Below are 23900 nucleotides of genomic sequence, written 5' to 3'. Positions count from 1 at the left end.
GACACCGTAACGGTGGGCTGAAGCCCACCCTACAGAGCTTGGGTCTACGCGTAGGGTGGGCTTCAGCCCACCAATTGGGCAAAAGCCGAATGCCTACAACTGCCTCGATCCGGCCATCCCTGTGGAAACGGCAGCAGCCTCTAGCGACCCAGACTGTAGAACGTCTTGTCGAGCTTGGCCGACGCCGAGGCCAGCTTGCCACGCTGCTGGCTCAACCATGCCTGGTCACGTTCCAGGCGCTCGCGGCCGCCTTTGAGCATGCGCTCGACTTCGCCATGTTGCGGTCCGCCCAGGCCCAGGCTGGAGTCCAGCATGTTCTTGGCACTGAGGCCTTTCTGGTACTGCGCCAGGCTCAGCGGGAATTCGGCGTGCTGCATGCCCGAGGCTTTCAGCGCTTCAGCGTAGATGCGCTTGACCTGATCGTACGGGATGTCGGCTGGCTTGACCTTGTTGGCGCGACCATAGCTGACCAGCTCCGAGGCGAAGTGGTGACCCACGCGGAACGGTACGTCGGCATCGCGCTGCAGGATGTCCGCCAGTTCGGTGCTGGTCGAGTAGTCGGCGTCCACTTCCTGCAAGGCACGGGCCTTGTCGATGATCAGGTTGCCGAGCATGTCGGTGAGCATGACGAAGGATTCGGTGGTCATGTCGAGGGTGCGCTCGACCTGGTCACGCTTGTAGTCGGGCATGCCCGGCGAGACGTTGTGGCTCTCGAACTGATAGGTCACCGCGCCACCCAGCACGCCGCTGGACAGCAGGCGCAAGCGGTTGAGCACGTAGGGGTTGCGCTTCTGCGGCATGATGCTGCTGGTACCGGTCAGGCGCCCTTCGCGAATCATGATCCACGGGTACGGCTGGTGATACTGGATGTGCATGTCCTCGACCAGCAGGCCGATGGTCTGCGCGGCATTGGCGGAAATGCCGGTGAGCTCCATGCCGGTATCCAGCGCACCAAGCTGTGCCGCGTCGTAGGAGTTTTCCACCGGGCCGTCGAAGCCGAGCAGATCGGCCAGGCGTTTGCGGTCGACCGGGAAGCTTGAGGTGCCCAGTGCCGCAGCACCCAGCGGGCTCATGTTCAGGCGCGCATAGGCCTGGTGCAGGCGCTCGGTATCACGCTCGAACACCGCGTTGAACGCCAGCAGGTAATGCGCATAGGTGGTCGGCTGGGCCTGCACGCCATTGGTGTAGGCCGGCACGATGGTGTCCAGGTTCTCCCCGGCCAGTTGCAGGAAGGCACCACGGGACTGGTTCATCGCGTCCAGCAGGCTCAGCACACGCTCACGCTGCATCAGGCGACGGGTCGTCGAGAGGATGTCCTGGCGGCTGCGCCCGGAGTGCATGCGCGAACCGTCCGGCCCGGCCAGTTTGAGAATCAGCGGCTCGTAGTCGAGGTAGTCGGCCGGACGCGCGGCGCCCGGCTTGTCGCCATCCTTGATCACCTGATCAACCGCAGCAACGATCTTGCGACCCAGGTCGGCGGGGACGATCTTGTTCTCGATCACCACCACCGTGGACGCCTTGTTCATCTCGCCCAGGTAATGGAAGTAGTCATGCGGCTCAGCGGCACGGGCGACCTCCAGGGAGGCAGCCAGGGTCAGTGTGACCAGCGCCAGGCGGGCGAGACGGTGCGGCAGTCGGCTCGGCACGGAGCGCAATTGTGCTTCGGATTTCATCGTCGTGTTTACTCTCGCTCGAAGGTGGAAATCGGGGTGAGGACGGGCAGCTGCGCCACCTCCAGGTTGACCTGGTCGATGCGGTTGGCCAGCGGCGTCAGGTGGTAGTCGGGGCTGAGCGTGCGACTCCAGTTGCTGCCGACCATGTCGCGCTGCTGGTGGCTGCGGGTGGGTTCGGTGCTGGCGTCGAGCAGGCTGCTGTTGACCAGGCCACCCAGGCGATACATCACGGCCCCGCTGCCGGTGCTACCGATACGGGTGGTGTCACTGCCATGGCTGATGTAGGTGCCGCTCGGCGAGTCGGCCTCGATCAGCAGGGTGCCATCGGCCACTTGCAGCGTGTTGTTGCCGCTGACGAAGTTCAGGGCGGTGCCCGACTGGCTGTAGCCAGTGAGCGTCAGGTTGCCGCTGCCGCCGGTGGACACGGTATTGGCGCCACTGCTGGTGCCGTTGAAGGTGATGCCGCTGGCTGCACCGCTGGCGCTGCCGTTGAGCTGGATGTCACCCGAATTGGAAACCAGGTTGATCGTGTTCGAACCACTGCGCACGAAGATACCGGAAGCCGTGGAGTCGCCATCACTATGGCCATTGAGCGTCAGCGCACCGCTGTTGGTGCTGATGTTCACCGAGCTGGTGCCCGACGGGTACATGTGGATGCCGTTGCCACGCTCGGAATAACCGTTGAGGGTCACCGAACCACTGCCGGTGGCACGGATGGCGGTCTGCCCGGTGAGAATGCTCAGGCCATTGGCGTTGGCCGCTTCACCGGTGATGCTCAGTGCGCCGTTCTCGACGCTGATCAGGTTGTTGCCGTTGCTGTAGAAGTCGACCCCGTCACCCGCGCCGTTGGAGCGGCCGACCAGGGTGACGTTGCCGTCGCCAGTGGTCTGGATGATGTTGGTCACGCTGAGCAGGGCAATGCCGTGGTCCAGCTCGCTGAGGTCCGGCGAATGGAAGTGCCCGTCGAGCAGGATATTGCCGCCCTGCGAGCTGATGCGGTTGGTCGATGCCGTGCCGCTGCCACCCAGGGCAATCGCATCGGAAGTGCCCACCGAGTCGCCACGCAGGGTGATGTCGCCCGTGGTGGTGGTGATGCTCACGCCACGGGAGCTGCCGGTGGAGTTGAGGAAGATGCCGTAGCCACCGTGCGCTTCGGTGCTGTTGCCGCTGACCACGATATCGCCCGTGGTAGCCGACAGGTCGATGGCCGCGCCATTGCCCGAGGCACCGAGGTCGACACCACGACCGGACGAGCTGGTGCCGTCCAGGTTCAAGGTGCCGTTCTGGGCGGAAACGCGGATGGCCGAGTTGGCACCCGCGGCATTCAGGAACAGCGCGCGGAACGCACCGCTGCCGGTATTTTGCACGCTGTTGTTCGCCCGCAGGGTGACGTTGCCGTTAGTGCTGGCGATGTTGACCTGTGCCGCATCCGCACCGGAGGTGTCCACCGACAGTGCCGGGTTGCTGCCACCCGCGGTGTTGCCCTCGACCAGGATGTCGCCACCGGCCTGCAGGTTCACCGCGCCGGTGCCACTGGCCGCGATCTGCACACCCCGGCCGCCGGAGCTGTCGCCACGCACGGTCAGATTGCCGCTGCCGGTCTTGAGTGCCTGCACGGCGGTGGCACTGGTGGAGCAGACCAGAACGGCGGTGCCGGTGGCGCTTCTGCCGCTCAGGGTCAGGTTGCCGCTGCCGGTGGTCTCGATGGTGTTGGAGGTGCTGAAAATACGCACCCCGTTACCGCCGCCATTGTTCTGCGCGTCGATAGCGATATTACCGGCGCCACTGGTGGTAATGGTGCTGCCACCGGTGAGCACGAAGGCATCGCCCGTGCCCGTCGTGCTGTTCTGCAGCGCGACGATATCGATATTGCCGCCGCCGGCGTCGATGACGCTGCGTGCCGAGATATTCATCGCAGTGGCGGAGTTGGTACCCGTGGCCGCCGCAGCGCTGCGGATGCTGATGTTGCCGCCATTGGTGCTCAGCGTGGAGTTGCTGATCGTCACACCCGTGCCGTTGACCACGGTGGTGCTGGCAGACGTACCCGGTACCGCACCGCTGATGGTCAGGTCGCCGCCATTGGTGCGAATGCTGGCGTTGGTCAACGACACCGAACCGTTGCCGGAATTGTTGAAGTTGGACTGCAACGAGACGTTCAGCGAAGCACCGTCGGCATTGCTGATGCTGGTGCCGTTCATGTTGATATTGCGGTGCGCCTGCAGGGTCAGCGTGGCATTGCCCTGGGCCTGGACGTTGTCCAGCACGTTGATGTCGCCCGAGGTGCCGACGCCCGACGAGGTCTGCACGATGATGTTCGCGCCTTCGCTCAACGAGGCGTTCAGCGTCGCCGAACTGAGGGTGGAGCTGCCACCGGCGTTGGGGGTGAACGGGCTGGTGGTGGATGTGCCCGAGCTGGGCCCGGCGGTGATGTTGATGTTGTACGGGTCGAGCAGCCAGGTACCGCCCTTGCCGGACTGCGCACGCAGGTTGACCGTACCGGTCACGTCCAGCACATGGCCGGAGGTTTCCACCAGGCCGCCTTTACCCTCGCCCCCCCCACCGATCACGCTGATGTTGCCGTGGAACTGGGTGCTGTCGGTCGACCAGAGGATGACCTTGCCACCGTCGCCGCTGTTCAAGGCGTCGGCGCTGATACGTGCATCCTTGTCCATGTAGGTGGCGCTGGCCTGGTGCAGCGGGCCGCCACCCTGGTAATCGCCACCGAGCAACACGGTACCGCCGCCGGCATCGCCGGACGCATCGATCCGCGCATCATCGAACAGGCCAACGTACTCGCCGGTCATGGTCACGCTGCCGCCGCGCTCGCCGGCACCATGGCCGGAGACATCCAGCGTACCGCTGCTGGCCACCACGCCGCTGTTGCCACCGTCGAGCACGATGCTGCCATTGCGCTGCTGCAGGCTGGTCGCCTCGATCACGCCTTCGTTGTTCACCACCTTGCTGAGCATGGCATCGGTCGCCCGCGCGCTGAGCGCCACGGTGCCGCCATTGGCCTGCAGCAGACCGGTGTTGACCACGCTGGCATTGAGTGCCGGCTCGTTGACCTCCATGTTGATCAGGCCGTCGCCATTGAAGTCCAGGGTGATTTTTTCACCACCGCCGAGAACCACCGAGCCAAGCCGGGCGATCACCGTGCCTTCGTTGCGCACTTCGGCGCCGAGCAGGGCGACGCTGCCGCCATCGGCGGCACGGATGCTGCCCTGGTTGATCACCGCGCCCTTGCCATTGCCCTTGAACACCTGGCGACCGGCCTGGAAATCTTCGTTGGAAATATCCAGCGAGCTGGCGACCAGCCCACCTACGTTGACCGACGCACTGCTGCCGAACAGCACGCCATTGGGGTTGATCAGGTAGACCTGACCATTGGCGTTCAGCTGGCCGAAGATCTGCGAGGCGTCGCTGGAGGTCACGCGGTTCAGCGCCACCGAGGACGAGCCCGGCTGGATGAAGTTGACCTGGGCGTCACGGCCGATATTGAAGGTGTCCCAGGTGGCAACCAGTTGATTGCTGTTCTGGTTTACGTTCAGCACGTTGCCGGAGCCGACGATGCTGCCGCTGCCGGAGGTGATCTGCCCGTTGGTAGGCAGAGCATTGTTATCCAGGGCCATGGCCTGCATCGGGATCAGCCCATGCAGCACGCAGAACACGGCGTAGGTCAGTGGCTTGAGCGAAGGCAGCTGTGGGAGGCCGCGTCGGGATTGAATTTTGCTCACGGTCTTCTCCTCAGAACGAATAGTTGATGCCAGTACCGATGGCAGTGATGCTGGTGCCGACACCTGGCGAATAACCGCTGGCGGCATAGGCGCCGGCGACGGCGAAGTTGTAGTTGCCCAGCGCCTGGTTTTTCAGCAGCACGTAGTGGGCGAACAGGTCGGTACGCTTGTTCATGCGGTAGGAGAAGCCCACGGCGTACTGGCTGGCGCCCATGCCGTCGGTGTCGCATTGGATGTTGCTGGCGGAAATCATCGAGCAGTCGCCGGCCAATGCCTTGGCGTAGCTGGCCCGCAGGCGCCAGTCACCAATCTTGTGGGTCAGGCCGAGCATGTAGGCGCGACGGCGGTATTCGGACAGGTCGCTGGAGGTGACGCTGTTGTTGATCACGCCATCTTCGGAGTAGTAGATCTCATCGGCGATTGCCGAGATCCGCGTATTGCCGAACTTGTACGCCAGGCCGTAGCGGAAGCTGTAGTCGTTGGACGAGGTGTTGGCCGTGACGTGAGTGTTGCTGCCGACGCCGCGAGCGTTACGCGACAGGTTGGTGATACCGAAGTAGTTGACGTGACGTTCGGCGGCCGCAACAGCGGTGAAACCACCGTTCTTGTAGGTAAGGCTACCGCCATAGATGTAGCCGGTATCGACGTCTTCCGCCGCCTTCATGCCGTTGTTGGAATAGGCCAGTTTGAGGCGCAGGCCATACCACTCTGGCGTCCAGTAGGCGAGTACGCCGGATTGGCGACGGTTGAAGCCGGCGTCGGAGTTTGCCGAGGAGTCGGCGACGGTAACCGGGCCGTTGACGTTGGTGGCCAGGCTGCTGTTGAAGCCTGGCGAACCGATGATGTTGTAGTAGGCCGCACTGGTCTTGCCGTAGAACGGGTCGAGGCTGGTGGTGCTGTCCTTGAGCGGCATGTCCCACACGCCGTACAACACGGTACCGAGGCTGTCGTTATCCAGGGCGATGGCCGAGTTGCGCAGCTTGGTGGTCGGCGAAATCGACAGCGGCGCCGTCTCGTCGCCACTCAGGGTGTAGTTCACCGAGATGCCGTACTCGAGCTGCCAGAGCAGACGCGAGGTGTCGTTGATCGGCACACCCGCGTGGGCACCGACGTACGACACGTTGTCGCGCGCACGCCAGTAGCTGGACATGTTGCGGCCGTTGGGCGTGCCCAACTTGCGCTGGTCAGCCGGCGAGGCCTTGGTCGAACCGCGACGGTCGATGTATTCGGGGATGATGCCCAGCGAGCCGTAGAGCACCAGCTCGGTGGTGTTGTCGCGGAAGTCTTCCTTGCTGCCGATATCGCTGGCCAGGCCGGCGAACGCCTCGGGCGTACCGCTGACCGACAGCCAGAAGCGCTTGGCATCGTGCTCGTCGCTGACCGGGTCACGACCTGGCGAATAGGCCAGGCTGGCGTTCATCACCAGGTCGCGGTGGTACATATTCAGGCCAACACCGTAGCCATAGCGGCTCAGGTAGTTTTCGCTGGCATCCCAGGGATTCTTGTTGACCTTGACCTTGCCCGCATCGGCGAACACGGTGCCTTCGGTGTAGGCGCCACCAAGATGGCCGAGGTATTTACGCAACTCCAGGCGGCCCAGCAGGCCTTCGTCACCGCTGATCTCGCCGACCGGATAGGCACGCACGCCGTCCGGGCCACCGAGGCTCATCTTCTCCGAGGAATCCAGGTTCTTGTCGGCCAATTGGCCCCTGAGGGAACCGTACAGCGAGTAACCGCCACCCAGGTCCTGCAGACGGCTGAACGACAGGTTAGTCTTCTTGTAGGTGCCTGCGGCTTTCGCGGTCAGGGCATCCAGGGCCTCGTCGACCGGCGTGTTCTTGTCCAGCTCGCCGATACCATAGGCCAGGCTCCACTGGTTGCTGCCCGCCCAGCTGTCACGCCAGTTGCCGTACAGCGTGGCGCCACGGAACACGGCCGATTTCTTCACATGGAAGCCACCGGCGGCATCTTCGAAATGGCGGTGTTCTTCGGCCAGGTTCAGGCTGATGTTGGTGTCGCGACTGCGCAGTAGCGAACTGTTGAGGAACACCGAGGACACCGTGGCCGTACCGTCGGCATTGGCGGTCTTCAGTTTCTTGCCGATGGCGTATTCCAGCTCGGCGTAGTTGGCACCAATCGACAGGCCACTGGCGCCCAGCGGCTGCACGATACCCACGCCCTTGATCTCCATCCCTTCGAAGGAGTTCTGCGAGTTGAATACCAGGCTCTCGCCGAAGCCGAAGGCATCGTTGAGGCTGATGTTGGTCGAGAGGCGGTTGCTGCCGGTGTAGGTGTTGCCGTAGTTGTCGAAGCTGACGCGCGCGGTCCACGCAGTCATTTCGCTGAGCTTGAGCACGATGTCGGCCGCGCCCGGTTGCGACGATGGGCGCAGAACCGCACGTACGGAAACCCCGGCGATATCCGACAGGCGCAGGAGCACGCGCTCCAGGTCCTGCTCACGGATCACCGTGCCGGGCTTCAGCGCATCGACGAAGCGTTGTTGCATGCCTTCACGCAGGAGCACGTTCCAGTCCGGCTCGGTGCGCACCTGGCCGATCACGCCTTCCTGCACCCCGATGGTGACCACGCCGTTCTGGATTTCCTGGGCAGGCAGGTAGGCCCGCGCCACCAGGTAACCGCGTTCGCGGTACAGCGCCGTGACCTGCCGTGCGGCTTCGCGCAGGCCATTGAGGTCCAACTCGCGGTTGCGATACGGCAGCAGTTGTTCCTGCAATTGTGCATCGGCGAGTTCATGGTTGCCGCTCAGGCGGAAACTGCTCACCTGCATGCGCACGGACGCGCCTTCGGCAGTCGGCGCAGTGCTGCTGTCATCGTCGCGCTGGGCTTCGATACGCACGCGCCCCGTCGGTGCGCTCTGTACCTTGTCAGCGGGGCGCAGCGCAGGACGGTTGCTGTCGAACAGCGTCCCGGACGACGGCAGGGTATCGGCCTGGGCCTGGCCAACACACAGGGCGGCTGCAAGGGCAGCGGCCAGCGGAGTGAGGTGACGCGGACGCAGCAGCGCCCGAGCATCGAGTGCGATAGGGGTATGGATCATGGCAAGCTCTTTGTTGTTCTTGTCGGTGTGGATTCAGGGCGCGATCAATGCGCGGGGAACAAAGCCGCGGCTACTTGCGGCTTGGCGTACAAGGTGAAGGCGTCATGCCCCACGCCCTGCACCTGGAACTGTCGGTGGTTGATCGCAACCTGCCAGCGCGCTGCCAGGAACTGCTCGTACTTCATGTAATTCAGCTGACGCCTGACCCGCGAGTCGCCTTGGGTGGCGGCCCCACAACTGCGGTCCATCACGCCTGCTTTCGGGTTGTTGTCGTGCTCACCGACCATGTAGGTGACGTTGCGCGCGGCATAGCGGCGGAACGTCTGCTCGACGCTGAGCTTCTGCCCGGTGAAATAGGCAGGCGCCTTGTCCAGGCTGTAGCGGTAATGGTTGTAGCTCGGGCACATCACGGTGAGCACCGGCGCAAAGGTATCCCCTTGCAGGCGGTTCTCATCGAAATAGACATAGGACGACGGGCTGGAAACCACATAGCGAATGCTGACGCCGCGCTCCTGCAGGAGGCGATCGCCACTGCCGAGCACACTGTAGCGCTGCATCAGTTGGCCACCGGCAGAGTGCCCCATGAAGACGATCTCGCGCATGGCCGGAAAACGCTGGCGATCAGACAGGTAGGCAACCATGTCATCCAGCACTTGGAAGGCCAAGATGCCCTTGCGGCCATACTCGGAATCAGTGCCATGCATCCACTTGCTGGCCGGCCACAACGGCATGTCGCGGCTGGAGCGCGAGTCTTCATCGGTGAGGAAGTTGGGGGCGAAGAACAGGGTGTTCTCGGCATTCAGACCGGCGTTCTTCAGCAGTTGCGTACCGGCTTTGTAATAGACGTCGGCGTTACGCTTGATCCCGTGAATCAGAATCACCGCACGCTGCAGCGTGGCCGGAGGATGTTGCACGTCGACATTGGAAAATACGCCGAAGGCGTAAGGATCGGTCGAGCCCAGCTGGATCGTCTGCCAGGGCTGCTCCGCAGCCTGAGTGAGCGGGGACAGGCACAACAGGCTCAAGCCAGCCAGCATCACCGCAGAGCGCACACGGTGGATTGCCCCCCGAGCCGACATCCATAACGAACAGACAGTGCTCAACATAATCACCCCAGCCGACTGCTATGGCGTGCGCACACAGGGCGGCACACCTCATTGGAATTATTGGTGGGCCGATGCTAGCAGTCGATTTTCATCAAATAAAATATCTTAAAATAGCCATTCCGATACTTATTAAATATGCAATGACGTTTCGCAAACGCCCGCGCACCTGACCGAAGACCAGGCGCCATGGCCGTTTAGCAAGAAAGGGACGGACGGCAATTATCCGGCATGCGCCGTCGATAAGAATGGCCGCCGGTAAGCAGCCACACATTTGCCGATGAGCGGTGCGCCGGGCAGGTTCCCACCCGGCGCATGACGGTCATTGCCAGCCGTAACGACGGGCGAACCAGCCTTTGACCAACTGCGTCAGGGTGATGTAACCGGTAAGGATCACCAGCAGCCAGGGGAAGTACTCCAGCGGCAACGCCTGCAACTTGAAGGAGTCGGCCAAAGGCGACATTGGCAGGCCGATACCCACCGCGACGATCACCCCGGTCATCAACAGCAGCGGCCAGGAGGCGCGGCTCTGGATGAACGGCAGCTTGCGGGTGCGGATCAGGTGCACGATCAAGGTCTGCGACAACAGGCCCTCGATGAACCAGCCGGACTGGAACAGCGTCTGCTGCGCCGGGCCCGTAGCGGCGAAGACGAACCACATCAGGCAGTAGGTGAGGATGTCGAAGATCGAACTGATCGGCCCGAAGAACAGCATGAAGCGCCCGATATCCTCGGCCTTCCAGCGCTGCGGTGCAGCCAATAGCTCGGGGTCGACATTGTCGAATGGAATCGCCGTCTGCGAGATGTCGTAGAGCAGGTTCTGAATCAGAAGGTGCAACGGCAGCATCGGCAGGAACGGCAGGAAGGCACTGGCCACCAGCACGCTGAACACGTTGCCGAAGTTGGAGCTGGCGGTCATCTTGATGTACTTGAGCATGTTGGCGAAGGTCTTGCGGCCCTCGATCACGCCCTCCTCCAGCACCATCAGGCTCTTCTCCAGCAGGATCAGATCGGCCGCCTCCTTGGCGATATCCACTGCGCTGTCCACCGAAATGCCGATGTCCGCCGCCCGCAGCGCCGGGGCGTCGTTGATGCCGTCACCCATGAAGCCGACCACATGGCCGCGCTGGCGCAGCAGACGCACGATGCGCTCCTTGTGCGCCGGGGTCAGGCGCACGAACAGGTTGCAATCCTCCACGGCCAGGCTGAGCTGGCGCTCGCTCATGCCATCAATCTCGCTGCCGACCAGCATGCCGCTGATGCTCAGCCCAACCTCACGGCAGACGCGCCGGGTGACCCGCTCGTTGTCGCCGGTCAGCACCTTCACCGCCACGCCCTTCTCGTGCAGCGCGCGCAAGGCCGCCGCCGTGCTCTCCTTGGGCGGATCGAGGAAAGCGACATAGCCGATCAACAGCAGCTCGGACTCGTCCGCGACACTGAAGTCGACGCGCTCGCCCGAAAACTCCCGCACCGCCACCGCAACCACCCGCAGCCCTTCGTCATTGAGTTGCGCCACATAGTTCTGGATGTGCGCCCGCAAGGTGTCGTCCAGCGCTACATCGCACCCACCCTGGCGCACCCGCGAGCAGACGGCCAGCACCTCATCCAGCGCCCCCTTGCAGATCAGCCGCGTGCCCGCCTCGCGCTCGGCCACCACCACCGACATGCGCCGACGCTGGAAGTCGAAGGGAATCTCGTCGACCTTGCTGAAGCGCTGCAGCAGGCGCGCCGTGCGCGGTGCATCGGCATGTTCCAGCACGGCCACATCGAGCAGGTTCTTCAGCCCGGTCTGGTGCTGGCTGTTGAGCCAGGCCTGCTCCAGCACCTCACCGCAGGGCGCGCCGAAGGCGTCGGTATGCCGCTCGAGAACGATGCGATCCTGGGTCAGGGTGCCGGTCTTGTCGGTGCACAGCACATCCATCGCGCCGAAGTTCTGGATGGCATCCAGGCGCTTGACGATGACCTTCTTGCGCGACATCACCACCGCGCCCTTGGCCAGCGTGGAAGTGACGATCATCGGCAACATCTCGGGAGTCAGCCCCACCGCGACGGACAGGGCGAACAGCGCCGCTTCCAGCCAGTCGCCCTTGGTGAAACCGTTGATCAGCAGCACCAGGGGCGCCATCACCAGCATGAAGCGGATCAGCAGCCAGCTGACCTTGTTGACGCCTTGCTGGAAGGCGTTCGGCTCGCGATCCGCGCGCAGCACACGGCCCGCCAGGTTGCCGAAATAGGTGTCCTGGCCGGTGCCGACGACCATGGCCAGGGCCGTGCCGCTGACCACGTTGGTGCCCATGAAGCACAGGTTGTCGCGCTCCAGCGGATTGCCGCCCGCGCCCCGATGGACATGGGCGAACTTCTCCACCGGCAGCGATTCACCCGTGATGGCGGCCTGGCTGATGAACAGGTCCTTAGCCTCCAGTACGCGCAGGTCAGCGGGGATCATATCGCCCGCCGACAGCCGCACCAGATCGCCCGGCACAAGGTCGCGGAAAGGCACTTCCACACAGCCACGGGCACGCTGTACCGGGCTGCCACCGGGGCGCAATACGCTGGCGGTGTTGGTCACCAGGGCCTTGAGCCGTTCGGCGGCGCGATTGGAACGCGACTCCTGAACAAAGCGCAGGAAGGTCGAGATCAGCACCATGGAACCGATCACCACGGTGGCGACCGGGTCTTCGGTGAGCCAGGAAATCAGCGCCAGCACACTGAGCAGCAGGTTGAACGGATTGCGGTAGCACAGCCACAGGTGCAGCCAGGCGGATTGTAGTTTTTCCTGGTCCACCTGGTTGGCGCCGACGCGCTCGCGCACCTGCGCGGCACGCTCCGCCGTCAGCCCCTGCGGCTGGCTGGCGTGGTGGAGATAGAGCGCATCGGCATCCAGCGCCGCAGCGTGTTCCAGTCGCTTAATAAAAGCCGAGGACAAACGCCCGTCGGCGCGCCCGGAGCGCAGTGAATCCAGGAGTGCCTGGCGGCGGAAATGCCGGCTCAGGCCGTGGTCGAGAAAGGCCAGCAGACGCTGGCGCAAATGCATGAACATGAGCAGCTCCCTGGCGGCCGCTCGGCGGTCGCCATCGATAGGGGTAGTCGCAGCGTCTGCACGCTGCCGCCGGATGAGCCGGGCGACAGCGACAGCGCCTTGCGCTATCGGCTGCGGCCCGGCCCGGGTCTGGGTGACGCGGGGTCGGGGTTCATGGGGAATCCTCGTGGTGGTGGGAAGGGAGCGACCTCAGTCGGTCGCCAGTTCGAAGACTTGCCAGCGCACCGAGCTGACGCCTTTCTCCAGGCTCACCCGGCTGACCAGGCGTTCCAGTTGCGTCGGTGCCTCCGGGGTGCCGAGCAGCTCGGCGCTGACCTCCAGCTTGGCCGGGTTATCCAGGTCTTCGCTGTGCAGCGATTGCAGACGCAGGCCACTGCCGCCCAGGCTGTGCAGCATCAGGCTGCGCACCTGCACTTCGTCCTCGGCACGGCAGATCACGTTGACCGTGTAGCGCTGTTCGATTTCGCTGGCGGGCAATACTTGCTGGCGGTTGATGCGCTGGGCGATGTCACGCAGCAGGATGTTGGCGCACAGCACCACCAGCGTGCCAAGCGCGGCCTCCAGCAGCAGCCCCATGCTGCACAGCACGCCAACGGCGGCAGTGCACCAGAGCGTGGCGGCGGTGTTCAGGCCGCGCACATTGAAACCATCGCGCATGATCACGCCGCCACCGAGAAAACCGATACCGGAAACCACGTAGGCGGCGATACGCGACGCGTCGCTGCCCAGCCCCGGCACCGACTGGGTCATCAGCACGAACAGGCAGGCGCCGGTGCTGACCAGGGCATTGGTGCGCAGGCCGGTGAGGCGCTGACGCAGTTGACGCTCGGCACCGATCAGGGCGCCGAGCACGAGGGCCGCGACCACGCGCAGCAGGAAGATTTTCCAATCCATCATGTTCTTCTCCTCGCCGGCCACACGCCGGCGCAGGCGCCAGCGAAAACGCAGGCGCAATACGGCTATGAGAATCACGCAGGTTTGGGAGAAGAATGGGGATGCGTCATCCCGGACGGGATGCGGATCGCCACTGTCACCATGCTCGGCAAGACAGTGGCAGAGAAGCTCTGCTGGACTAGCTTGCCGGGTAAACCTGCCGTAATCGACTAGGGCTACTGTCCAATGCAGGACTCCTTTGGGGGAATGCAAAAATGCGTCGGCAAGGTACGCCTGCCCAACGTGGTCGGTCAAGTGAACATTCCGCGACCATCACGCCCGTACAGCTGCCGTTCAGCAATGTCGTTCGCGCGCCGACAGCAAGGCCCCGCCCGAAAGGTGTAGGCACTTGCTCACAAAGAGGCACGGCAGCCTTCGCACTGAGCGACTAGGGTCAAAGGCCATGGCGCGCGTCCGCTGCGCCCTCTTGCGGAGGAACGAGACGATGATGGACTGGAATGGTTACCGCGATCAGTTGATGGCCGGCATTGGCGACCTGCAGAAACTCTCACCCGATACCGTTGCGGGCTACATGACCGCCAGCAACGCCGGCAGCAAGACCAACCACCTGAGCGCCAAGACCCGCGAACTGATCTCCCTTGCCGTGGCCGCGACCACCCGCTGCGATGGCTGCATTACCGTGCACGCGGCAGAAGCGGTCAAGCAAGGCGCCAGCAAGGAAGAGATCGCCGAAGCCCTGGGCGTGGCCGTGGCCATGAATGCCGGTGCGGCCTTGGTCTATTCGGCGCGCGTGCTGAGCGCGGTGGATCAGGTCAAAGGCTGACTGTACCCACCAACCCGCAGCGCCTGGTTTACCGGGCGCTGCGGATTTCGTGTGTTCAGCGTTTGGCGATGATGTACACCGCGTGCACGATGCCGGGGATGTAGCCGCACAGGGTCAGCAGGATGTTGAGCCAGAACTGGCCGCCGAAGCCGACCTGCAGGAAGACACCCAGCGGCGGCAGGATGATGGCGAAGATGATGCGGATCAGGTCCATGGGGAAACTCCTTGTGGGTGTTCCCCATCGACCTCATCCCGGTGATCGCCGTTCAGCCTATTTGCAGGCCTTCCTGGCAGCCGGATCAACGCACGGTCAGCGCGATCGCCGTGTCCTCGAAGTCGAAGCAGCCGAGGAAGGTCTTGATGTCGAGCAGGTTGCCGTCGACCTTCACGTCCCCCAGCAGCGCGCCCTTGAGCAGGCTGTTCTGGCCACTGATCACGGTGTCCAGGTAGGTCTTGTCGAAGGTCAGCTTGAGCGTGGTGCCCTCGGGAATGCCCCGGTGCATCTCGACCACGCCACGGCGAATCTCCAGCGCCCACTGCTCGTCGATATCGGGGAAGACGAAGCCCAGGGTCAGGTTCACGTCGGCGCTCTTCTGCGGGTCGATGCGGGTGACCCAGTTCTGCAGGAAGATGCGCGCCGGCAGGTTCTTCAGCATGTCCGGCGAGAGGAAGGCACCGCGGATGCGCCGGCCCATGTCCTCGGCAACGCCGTTATCGAACGAGCCTTCCAGCTCCATGGCGCTCATCAGGTACCAGTTGCGCCAGTTGATGTTCATGCTGGCGTAGCCGAGCTTGCGCAAGCTGCGTGCCTTGATGTCACGGGCCAGCTTGTCGCCATGGTCGACGCGGATGGCGTAGCCAGCCAGTTCGGCCGCCCACTGGTAGTCACCCTTGAGGTACGCCTGGCCGGACGCCATCAGCAGCTTATCGCGGCCCCCCATCAGTTCGATCAGGCGCTTGGCCTTCTCCACCGGTGGAATCGGGTCGAGGTCCACCGGGTCACCCTGGAACCAGCCGAGGTAACCCTGGTAGATCTGCCGCACGCTGTGCTTCACCGTGCCGTAGTACTCGCGCAGGTACGGCGTGTAGCCGGCCAGGTGCGGCGGCAGCTGGACCTTCTCCACCAGCTCATCCGGGGTCAGGCCCTTGTTCATCCAGCGCACGGTCTGGTCGTGGATGTAGGCGATGGCGTCACGGGTCATGCGCAGCACTTCCTCGACCTTGTCCTTGCCCGACACCGGCTGGCCATGCAGCGGTACCATGTAGTCGGCCTGGAAGGCGCGCAGCCGGTCGAGGCTGTCGACCCACACCACCGGGTCGCGGAACTTGGTGCCGCGCAGGGTGTGGATGTTGGGCAGGGTCGGTCCCTGGGTCACTTCGGCGCTGATCAGCACGCGATTGTTCGGCAGGTAGAGGACGATCTCGTCCGGCGCCTCGCTGGGCACATGCAGGAACTGCACGGGCAGGCCGGCGATGGTGGTGTCGAGCTTGTCGCGGAAGGTGATGGTCGGGGCGATGAAGGTGGAGTCGCCCTCGTGCACCAGCGGACCAAGGCCGGCGTTCATCTGCTGCTTGTCACTGTCCGGCAGGGCGGCGCCGAAGCTGTAGGCCGAACGCATGCCGAGAATCGGGCCGACCAGTGCGCCCTGGGTCACCACGTTGTCGAGCAGGGTTTCCTGGGCGTAGATCTGCACCTCGCCGCTTTTGACCTGCGCCTCGCTGACGAAGCCCTTCACGCCGTTGATGTGATCCGGGTGGAAGTGGGTGTAGACGATGGCCTTGATCGGCTTGTCGCTGATCGTGCGGAACTCGGCCAGCACCTTGCGCGACTGCTCGGCCGACTCGCCGGTGTCGACGATGATCAACCCCTCGGGCGCCTCGATCATCACGCTGTTGGCCAGGTTCCAGCCTACCGCCGACCAGACGTTGTCGGCGATCTTGTAGACCTTCTCGTTGAAGTGCTTGGTGTGCTCGGCCAGCTCGGCATTGATCGAAGGCTCGATGCGCTCGGCTGGTAGATCGGCGTTGGCAGTGAATGGCAGTGCAGCGGCCAGCAACAAGCCGCTGAAGTGGGACAGGGTGCGCATGGGGCGACCTCGTTCTTAGAACCTGCTCACGATCTCCTGGCTCGCAGCCATACGGCGTTAAAAACGCCCTCAGAATGCTCATTTACCACTCGTAAACTGCGCTTCCTCGGGTGTTTTTTCCTTGTCTGGCTCTAATCCAGAAGATCGTGAACAGGCTCTTATGGGTAATGGAGGTTGGCAGACTGACAAGAGCCGCTTAATAATTCCAATGCATTCCAAAGCCATTACTGATGCACTGAACACATGAACGATCTTCGTCAGCTGCGCCACTTCGTCGCCCTCGCCGACCACGGCCATTTCGCCCGAGCCGCCGATGCCGTGCACCTCAGCCAGCCGGCGCTGAGCCGAAGCATCCAGGCCCTGGAAGCCAGCCTCGGCTGCACCTTGGTCGACCGCCATACCCGTGGCATCAGCCTCACGGCCCACGGCCGCCTGGTGCTGGAGCATGCCCGGCGCCTACTCGCGGGCAGCCACGCGCTGAGCAACGCAGTCAGCCAATTGGGCAACCTGGCCAGTGGCGAGCTACGCCTGGGCGCCGGTCCCTACCCTGCTGCGCGCCTGGTGCCGCAGGCCATCGGCCAGTTCGCCACGCGCTACCCCCAGGTGCATGTGCAGCTGCTGATCGACAACTGGCAGCAACTGCGCTCGCGCCTGCTGAATGACGAACTCGAATTGTTCGTCGCCGATATCCGCGAGTTTCGCGACGATCCGCACCTCTGCGTGGAGCCCCTGCACCCTCACCCCGGCGTGCTGTTCTGCCGCCCGCAGCATCCGCTGTGCCAGCAGCAGCCGGTGCAGCCAGGTGCCTTGCGCGACTACCCGTTGGCCGGCACGCAGATGCCGGAACAGGTCACCCGCCTGCTGCAACAACTGGGCGGCGGCACCAACCCGCTGACCATCCAGTGCGACAACTTCATGGTGCTCAAGGAACTGGTGTTCACCAGTGACGTGCTGAGCATGGCGCCGTGGGATGTGGTCGCCAGTGATGTACAGGCCGGACGCCTGGCCACCCTCAACCTGACCGGCATGCCGCGCCTGGCCAGCTCCGCCTACGGCATCGTCAGCCGGGCCGGGCACAGCCTGTCGCCCGGTGCGGAGCAGTTGCAGCAGATCATTCGCGAGCAGGACAACGAACGCCTGATGCCGTCGCTGCCGGTTCCGGCGGCCAGCTTCATCGAGTCCTAAGAGCCTGTTTACGATCTTCTGGATTAGAGCCAGACAAGGGCTAGGCGCCCCCGCAAAAATGCCCGAGGAAGCGGACTGGGCCCGCACTCGGGTTTACGAGTGGTAAATGAGCATTCCGACCGGGCTGGCGATCCAGGGCGTTTTTAACGCCGTATGGCCGCGAGCCAGAAGATCGTAAACAGGCTCTAAGCTCTGTACGAAAAGTGCCTGCGCTCGGTGATGCTTCGTGCGGAACCTGGCGCACAGGCGGCTCGGCTCAGCTGCGCGGCAGGCGCACGCGAAATGCCGCGCCGCCCAGGTCCGAATCCTCCAACAGCAATTCGCCGCCGAAGCTTTCGATGATGTCCTTGACCACGGCGGTGCCGATGCCCTGGCCTTCATGCTGGGTATCCAGACGCTCGCCACGCTGGAGGATGCGCGCGCGCTGATCCACCGGCACACCAGGGCCGTCATCCTCGACGCTCAACTCGCAGAAACCGGCCTGCTCGATGGCACTGACACGGATGGAGCTCAGGCACAGGCGGTAGGCGTTCTCCAGCAGGTTGCCAAGCAACTCGAGCAATGCGCCTTGCTCGATGGGCACCTCGAGCTGCGCATCGAACACCCGCTCGACGCACACGCGCTTGTCGCGGTAGACCTTGTCCAGCGCCTCGCAGAGGAGGTCGAGCAAGGGCGCCAGGCGCGCACGGTGGCGCACCAGGCCACTCTTGCGCAGGCTGGCGCGCTGCAGCTGGTAGCCAATCTGCTGGCTCATGCGTTCGATCTGGCGTTGCAGGATCTGCGCCTGCTCGGGGTTGGCGCTGCGCCCGGCGAGGTTCTCGCTGACACCCTGCAACACCGACAGCGGCGTCTTCAGGCTGTGCGCCAGGTCATCCAGCGAGTGCCGGTAGCGCTCGCGTTGTTGCCGCTCACTTTCCAGCAGGCGGTTCAGCGAGCCGGTCAGGCGCAGCAGCTCGCGCGGGTGTTCTTCACTGAGCGCATCACGCTCGCCGGCCTCGACCTGGTCCAGCTCGGCGGTAAGCCGGCGCAATCCGCGAAAGCCCCAGGTCAGGCCGAACCAGAGCAGGCCGAGCAGCACCAGCAGGGCTACCGCCAGCCACAGGTAAAGCTGCCGCATGAAGCCATCGTGCATGCTCTGGTAGTCGCTCACCGGCTGCATGGTGATCACGCTGTAGGCCGCCGCCTGGCCGCGCAACAGGTCGATCTCCACGTCATAGACGAAGAACTCCCGGCCACTTTGCGCCCAGGCCCGTGAGAAGTCATGGCGACCACCGTCGTAGCGGGGCGTGTAGTCCACGTTCTCGTCGCGGGATGAGTGGGATTGCCAGATCAGCGTGCCTTCGCTGTCGTAGATGAAACCGAGCTGGCGCGCCTCGAGGTTGTCGAACTCCTCGTCTGGCAACTTGTCCGGCATCGTCAGCCGGCCGTCGACGATGCGCGCGGCGGAAATCAGCGTGCTGGCATCGGAGGCCAGGCGTTTCTCGATGGATTGTTCAAGGGCGAAGACGAACGCCCGTTGCAGCACCGGCAACAGGGCCAGCATGAACAGCACGGCCAGCGCCGCAGCGCCGAGCATCAGGCGCAGGCGCAGGGAAAACCCGGCGCGGCGCCGAACGCGCGCCACGCGTGCCCTCATCGGCAGCGCTCGACGAACAGGTAGCCCTGGCCGCGCACGGTCTCGATCGGTTTGAAGCCGTTGTCACCTTCCAGCTTGCGTCGCAGGCGACCGACCAAGACTTCGATCACGTTGGGATCGCGCTCTTCGTCATTGGGATAGAGCTGCTCCATCAGCCGCTCCTTGGCTACCACCTGCTGATGGTGACGCATGAGATATTCGAGAATGCGGTACTCGTAGGCGGTCAATGCCATGGGCGTGCCATCCAGCTGAGCCTGTTTGCGATTGAGGTCCAGGCTGAGCGGACCGGCCTCGATGGCCGACTGGACGAAGCCCGAGGAGCGCCGCAACAGGGCATTCAGACGCGCTTCGAGCTCTTCGAACTGAAAGGGTTTGACCACGTAATCATCGGCGCCGGCGGCCAGGCCTTCGACCTTGTCCTGCCAGTTGCCGCGTGCGGTGAGAATAAGGATGGGAAAGGTCTTGTCCTGGCTGCGCAGTTGGCGGATCAGGTCCAGGCCATTCATACCCGGCAATCCGAGGTCGATCACCGCCAGGTCGTGGCTGTATTCCTGCGCCCGGTAGAGCGCTTCTTCGGCATTCGGCACCGCGTCCACCACATGGCCTTGTTCTCCCAGTCGCGTGTAGAGGTGATGACGCAACAGCGCCTCGTCTTCCACTACCAGCAATTTCATCAGGCACTGTCTCCTGTGGGGGCTGGGCCGAAGCCCAGCAGGTGGGTAGAACGTGTTACGGGGCTTTTGAGCCAAGGCCAGGCAAGGTGAGACTGGCCGAGAACACGGAGTTTACGCAGGGTAAACGAGGCATTCAGGTCCAATTTCAACGCTGCCTGGCCGACGCTCAGCGACCCGAGACAGGTTCTTAGAACGCGTAGTTGGCACCCAGATAGGCCTGCGAAGTGCTGTGCAGGTCCAGCGAACCCAGCTTGCCGGCGCCATGCGGAGACATCTCGGTGCTGGCGTTGGTACGGAGGTAACGATAGCCCGCTTCAACCGATGCATTCTTGTTCAGTTGCTGGAGGATACCGGCCTGCAGGCCCGCGGCATAACCAATGTTGCTGTCACGGCTCAGGCCACGGCTTTCCTGCTCCAGCTTGACCAGACCCACAGTGGCGCCACCGAACAGCTTGGTGTTGTTGTCGCCCAGGGGCAGGAACAGGTCATAGCTGCCGAGCAGGTTCTGCTGGCGCAGCTTGAAGCCACGGTCGCTGTCCGAGACGTTCTCGTAGGTCGCGTAGTAACGGCCATTTTCCTGTACCTGACCGGCGCGAATGCCCCAGGTCCCGGTCTTGTGAATGACCTTGTCGAGCGACGGGTTGTTCAGGTTCTGGTTGAGGGCAGAAGACTTCTGGATGTTGTTGTTGGTCTGACCCCAGGTCAGGCCAACGAAGTTGTCGGCAGCGTGAACAGTGAAAGCAGCCAGAGTCAGGCCAGTGGCCAGGGCGATACGGTTCAGGGTGGTTTTCATGGTGTGTTCCTCTCGGAGCGGTTTGGATGTGTGAAGCACGGGAGCCATCCTGCCGCAGGGCCACTGAACCGTTCCTGAACCCTTCCTGAACCTAGGCTGAACGAGCGGTGATGAGCACCGCTGGGGTCAAATCACTCACCCACGACAACGCCAGCCGCCAGCATTGCGCAGGCAGCCAACAGCCGGCTGCAGACGAACGCCTGCAGCCGGCAAATGGGCAGAATCAGTGGTGAGAGCGCTTGGTGTCGCGGCTGCGCTGGCGCAACTGGGCGGACAACGTGTCGATGGCAGCCAGGGCCTGCTGAATATGATCGTGGATCTGGCCTTCGCCGGCCTTGCGCCGTGGGGCGCGTTCTTCGGCTTCCAGTTGATAACGCGGGTCGAACAGGTTGAACGTATCCATTGGTGAATTCCTCACGGAGTACGGCCGCTGCGGTATGCAGCGGCGCGGTAGGCAGTGGCGGGCATCAGGACTTGTTCTTGTAGCGGGCAGCATGCCACCCGTTAATGACCGTTGTTCGCGGACAGGCGCATGAGCGGCTGTCGATGATCAATTTCTGCTCAATGAGCACCCGGGTCAACCCGGCAGAATGTCGCAGCGCGGCAACATGGCAGGCGAAGGCTCGTTGCAGAGCGGTTGCGTGCTCAGCGACAAGTCGCACTATAGTTTTATTCTCCGGTCTCTATTTGGCTTACTCACCCAGCAAGGAATGTCCATGAACAAGGTCCATGATGTTGCCGTACTGGTCGGCAGCCTGCGCAAGGCATCGCTCAACCGCAAACTGGCCCAGGCCCTGATCGAATTGGCGCCGCCGTCGTTGCGTCTGCAGATCATCGAGATCGGCGACTTGCCGCTGTACAACGAGGACATCGACGCCGGCTCGCCGCCGGCCGCCTACCAGCACTTCCGTGAACAGGTGGGCAAGGCGCAGGCCCTGCTGTTCGTCACCCCGGAATACAACCGCTCGGTGCCGGCGCCGCTGAAGAACGCCATCGACGTGGGTTCGCGGCCCTATGGGCAAAGTGTTTTCGCCGGCAAGCCGGGGGCGGTGGTCAGCGTTTCGCCGGGCGCCATCGGCGGCTTCGGCGCCAACCACCACCTGCGCCAGTCGCTGGTATTTCTCGACGTGCCGGTGCTGCAGCAACCCGAGGCGTATCTGGGCGGCGCGGGTAGTTTCTTCGATGACCACGGCAAGGCCAACGACGGCATCAAGGGCTTCCTGCAGAAATTCATCGACGCCTATGCCGCCTGGGTGGAGCAACACGCCAAGGCGTGAGCCAGGCTGGCGGCGTGATCACGCTGCCAGCAAGGGCGGCATCGGGCAATCGAGCATATCGGCCACGGCGCGCATCAACTCGGCTTCGGCCACGCTGATGCGGCCATCGTGGCCGACACACACGGCCATGGCCTTGAGCAGGCGCGGCTTCTGCAGCGGCCACATGTGGCTCAGGCGCGCCAGGCCGGCATCCAGTCCCTTGAGCCCGGTACCGCGTTCGGCCAATTGCAAGTCACCGAGCGGCAGGGTCGCACAGGCTGCGGTGAACGCCTGTTGAGCCTGCGCAGGGTCATCATGCCCCGCATGTGCGAGCGCCGAGAGCAGCAGGCGAATCTCTTCGCTCAACTCGACAAGGTGATACTTGCCCTGCACCGGTCGCAGCCCTTCGACGTTGCGCTCGACGATGCGCAGCAACGTCCACTCCAGCAGTTCGACCTTGCCATCGGCCTTGATCAACGCCACCAGATTGGCTTTCAGCACCGAATACTCGCCCTTGGTCAATTGCTTCAGCGCCGGGATGGCCAGCTCCAGCAACGGCAGGCGCTGCCCCGGATCGAGGGCCTGCGCCTTCGGCTGTAGCGCCTGGGTCGATGCAAGTATGCGGTCGCTTACCGTCCCCCGAAGATGCTGCAACTGCCCCTCGCGAGTGGTCTCGCTGCGGTCGAGCAGCAGGGCATAGAGCAAGGCCTGGGCCGCGGAGCGGTCGTGTGCGGCCTCCTTGAGCTCATCCGGCAGACGCTGCAGGGAATCCCGCGCCTGCGCCAGGTGGGCCGGCTGCGGATCGCCAATGGTCGCGATGGAATGTTCGGCAGCCGCCGCAGAGAAGCCGCTCAGTGCTGCCACACCTTGCCATTGGTGCTGCCAGTCGCTGTCCGTCGAAGCGCTGGCCGTCGGCTCGACCGATAGCTGCGCGTCCACATTCGGATAACGCCCATCCCAGCCCGGCTCGACCCGGCGTATACGCTCGTTCAGCGGTGGGTGCGTCGCCATCATGCCGTCCAGCGCCTGGCTGATCCCGGCACTGAAATACAGGTGGCTGAACTCGGAGGCATGCTCGGCCTGCAACTGCGAGCCGCCCATGTGCCCGCCGATCTTCTTCAGCGCGCCCCCGATGCTCTCCGGGTTGCGGGTGAACTGCACCGCCGAGGCATCGGCGAGGAATTCGCGCTGACGACTGACCGCCGCCTTGATCAGGTTGCCGAAGAAGGTGCCGGCATAGCCCAGGACCATCAGCGCCAGGCCAGCCATGAAGAAGGCGGCTACGCCACCGTCACGCTTCGAGTTGCTGGTACGCGTACCGCCCATGTGGCGGAGCATGAACTGACCAATCAGGCCGATCATCAGGATGCCGTGCAGCACCGCGACCAGGCGCAAGTTCAGGCGCATGTCGCCATTGAAGATATGGCTGAACTCGTGGGCGATCACCCCTTGCAACTCTTCGCGGGTCAACAGATTCAGCGCGCCGCTGGTGATACCGATCACCGCGTCCTGCGGGCTCAGTCCGGCAGCGAAGGCATTGATCGCCGGGTCGTCCAGCACATACACCGAAGGCACCGGCGTGCCGGAAGCGATGGCCATTTCCTCCACCACATTGAGCACCCGACGCTCGGCCAAGCCTTGCGGCTCGAGGTTGATCAACCGACCACCGAGCCGTTCGGCCACCACCTTGCCGCCACGGGCCAGCTGGATGCTCTTGTACAGGCTGCCGACCAGCACCACGCCAACCACCACGACCGACACACCGAGAATCAGCTGACCGTTGGCCACTCCATACGCCCCGGAGTCGTTGAGGTTGAAGATGACGATCAGCGCCAGGCTGGTCAGGGCGATCAGGCTGAGCACGGCCAGCGCCATGAGCAACAGCAGGCGACCACTGTTACGCTTGGCGCGGTCCTGGTGTTCGAAGAAATTCATCGGGCGATC

At 63.7% G+C, this 23900-nt stretch carries 17 protein-coding genes; 4 read left to right on the top strand and 13 right to left on the bottom strand.

Going from position 1 to position 23900, the window contains the following annotated elements; all coding sequences use genetic code 11:
- Positions 1–140: 140 nt before the first annotated feature.
- The 6 genes from ACWPW0_RS02345 to ACWPW0_RS02320 form a co-directional block, all read right to left on the bottom strand.
- Positions 141–1673, bottom strand: coding sequence for an argininosuccinate lyase (locus ACWPW0_RS02345; protein ID WP_454254321.1), 1533 nt, complete (start codon positions 1671–1673; stop codon positions 141–143).
- Positions 1674–1681: 8 nt separating this feature from the next.
- Entirely contained in the window at positions 1682–5407 is a 3726-nt protein-coding gene (locus ACWPW0_RS02340; RefSeq protein WP_454254320.1) for a beta strand repeat-containing protein, read from the bottom strand.
- A gap of 10 nt (positions 5408–5417) precedes the next feature.
- Positions 5418–8465: a ShlB/FhaC/HecB family hemolysin secretion/activation protein gene (locus ACWPW0_RS02335; RefSeq protein WP_454254319.1), complete on the bottom strand. Its 3048-nt coding sequence runs from the start codon at positions 8463–8465 to the stop codon at positions 5418–5420.
- 44 nt (positions 8466–8509) lie between these two features.
- Positions 8510–9571 (bottom strand): hypothetical protein, encoded by a 1062-nt coding sequence (locus ACWPW0_RS02330; RefSeq protein WP_447588587.1) that lies wholly within the window; start codon positions 9569–9571, stop codon positions 8510–8512.
- A 319-nt stretch (positions 9572–9890) separates the two neighbouring features.
- Positions 9891–12608, bottom strand: coding sequence for a magnesium-translocating P-type ATPase (mgtA, locus tag ACWPW0_RS02325; RefSeq protein ID WP_454254318.1), 2718 nt, complete (start codon positions 12606–12608; stop codon positions 9891–9893).
- Between the two features lie 189 nt (positions 12609–12797).
- Positions 12798–13502: an MgtC/SapB family protein gene (locus ACWPW0_RS02320; RefSeq protein WP_454256684.1), complete on the bottom strand. Its 705-nt coding sequence runs from the start codon at positions 13500–13502 to the stop codon at positions 12798–12800.
- Positions 13503–13986: 484 nt separating this feature from the next.
- Here ACWPW0_RS02320 and ACWPW0_RS02315 point away from each other — a divergent pair, with 484 nt between their 5' ends.
- Positions 13987–14325: a carboxymuconolactone decarboxylase family protein gene (locus tag ACWPW0_RS02315; protein ID WP_447588582.1), complete on the top strand. Its 339-nt coding sequence runs from the start codon at positions 13987–13989 to the stop codon at positions 14323–14325.
- A gap of 55 nt (positions 14326–14380) precedes the next feature.
- Here ACWPW0_RS02315 and ACWPW0_RS02310 read toward each other — a convergent pair whose 3' ends face one another.
- The gene (locus tag ACWPW0_RS02310) at positions 14381–14539 is read right to left on the bottom strand and encodes a YqaE/Pmp3 family membrane protein (protein WP_447588580.1); all 159 of its coding nucleotides are present in this window, start codon (positions 14537–14539) and stop codon (positions 14381–14383) included.
- 85 nt (positions 14540–14624) lie between these two features.
- On the bottom strand, positions 14625–16412 hold the full coding sequence (locus ACWPW0_RS02305; RefSeq protein WP_454254317.1) for an alkyl/aryl-sulfatase: 1788 nt from the start codon (positions 16410–16412) through the stop codon (positions 14625–14627).
- A 243-nt stretch (positions 16413–16655) separates the two neighbouring features.
- On the opposite strand from ACWPW0_RS02305, the gene ACWPW0_RS02300 reads away from it, so the two are divergent.
- Entirely contained in the window at positions 16656–17597 is a 942-nt protein-coding gene (locus ACWPW0_RS02300; protein ID WP_447588576.1) for a LysR family transcriptional regulator, read from the top strand.
- Positions 17598–17853: 256 nt separating this feature from the next.
- Here ACWPW0_RS02300 and ACWPW0_RS02295 read toward each other — a convergent pair whose 3' ends face one another.
- The 3 genes from ACWPW0_RS02295 to ACWPW0_RS02285 form a co-directional block, all read right to left on the bottom strand.
- Positions 17854–19233, bottom strand: a complete 1380-nt coding sequence (locus ACWPW0_RS02295) for an ATP-binding protein (protein WP_454254316.1) — start codon at positions 19231–19233, stop codon at positions 17854–17856.
- Entirely contained in the window at positions 19230–19907 is a 678-nt protein-coding gene (locus ACWPW0_RS02290) for a response regulator (RefSeq protein WP_447588572.1), read from the bottom strand. Before ACWPW0_RS02290 ends, ACWPW0_RS02295 begins: the two co-directional genes overlap by 4 nt.
- A 187-nt stretch (positions 19908–20094) precedes the next feature.
- Complete coding sequence (locus tag ACWPW0_RS02285) at positions 20095–20700, bottom strand: hypothetical protein (RefSeq protein ID WP_447588571.1); 606 nt, start codon at positions 20698–20700, stop codon at positions 20095–20097.
- A 110-nt stretch (positions 20701–20810) separates the two neighbouring features.
- Between ACWPW0_RS02285 and ACWPW0_RS02280 the strand changes: the two genes are divergently transcribed.
- On the top strand, positions 20811–20933 hold the full coding sequence (locus ACWPW0_RS02280; RefSeq protein ID WP_454254315.1) for a hypothetical protein: 123 nt from the start codon (positions 20811–20813) through the stop codon (positions 20931–20933).
- Here the strand turns inward: ACWPW0_RS02280 and ACWPW0_RS02275 are convergent.
- The gene (locus ACWPW0_RS02275) at positions 20924–21103 is read right to left on the bottom strand and encodes a hypothetical protein (protein ID WP_447588569.1); all 180 of its coding nucleotides are present in this window, start codon (positions 21101–21103) and stop codon (positions 20924–20926) included. The two genes, ACWPW0_RS02280 and ACWPW0_RS02275, sit on opposite strands and share 10 nt — an antisense overlap.
- 313 nt (positions 21104–21416) lie before the next feature.
- Between ACWPW0_RS02275 and ACWPW0_RS02270 the strand changes: the two genes are divergently transcribed.
- The gene (locus tag ACWPW0_RS02270; RefSeq protein ID WP_447588568.1) at positions 21417–21977 is read left to right on the top strand and encodes an NADPH-dependent FMN reductase; all 561 of its coding nucleotides are present in this window, start codon (positions 21417–21419) and stop codon (positions 21975–21977) included.
- Positions 21978–21995: 18 nt separating this feature from the next.
- On the opposite strand, the gene ACWPW0_RS02265 is transcribed toward ACWPW0_RS02270, so the two are convergent.
- Entirely contained in the window at positions 21996–23891 is a 1896-nt protein-coding gene (locus tag ACWPW0_RS02265; RefSeq protein ID WP_454254314.1) for a M48 family metallopeptidase, read from the bottom strand.
- Between the last annotated feature and the right edge of the window lie 9 nt (positions 23892–23900).

It is taken from the genome of Pseudomonas sp. Marseille-Q8238, from assembly GCF_965111915.1.
The sequence above is the reverse complement of the archived record's forward strand: the minus strand, read 5'-3'. Positions and strand labels throughout refer to the sequence as shown.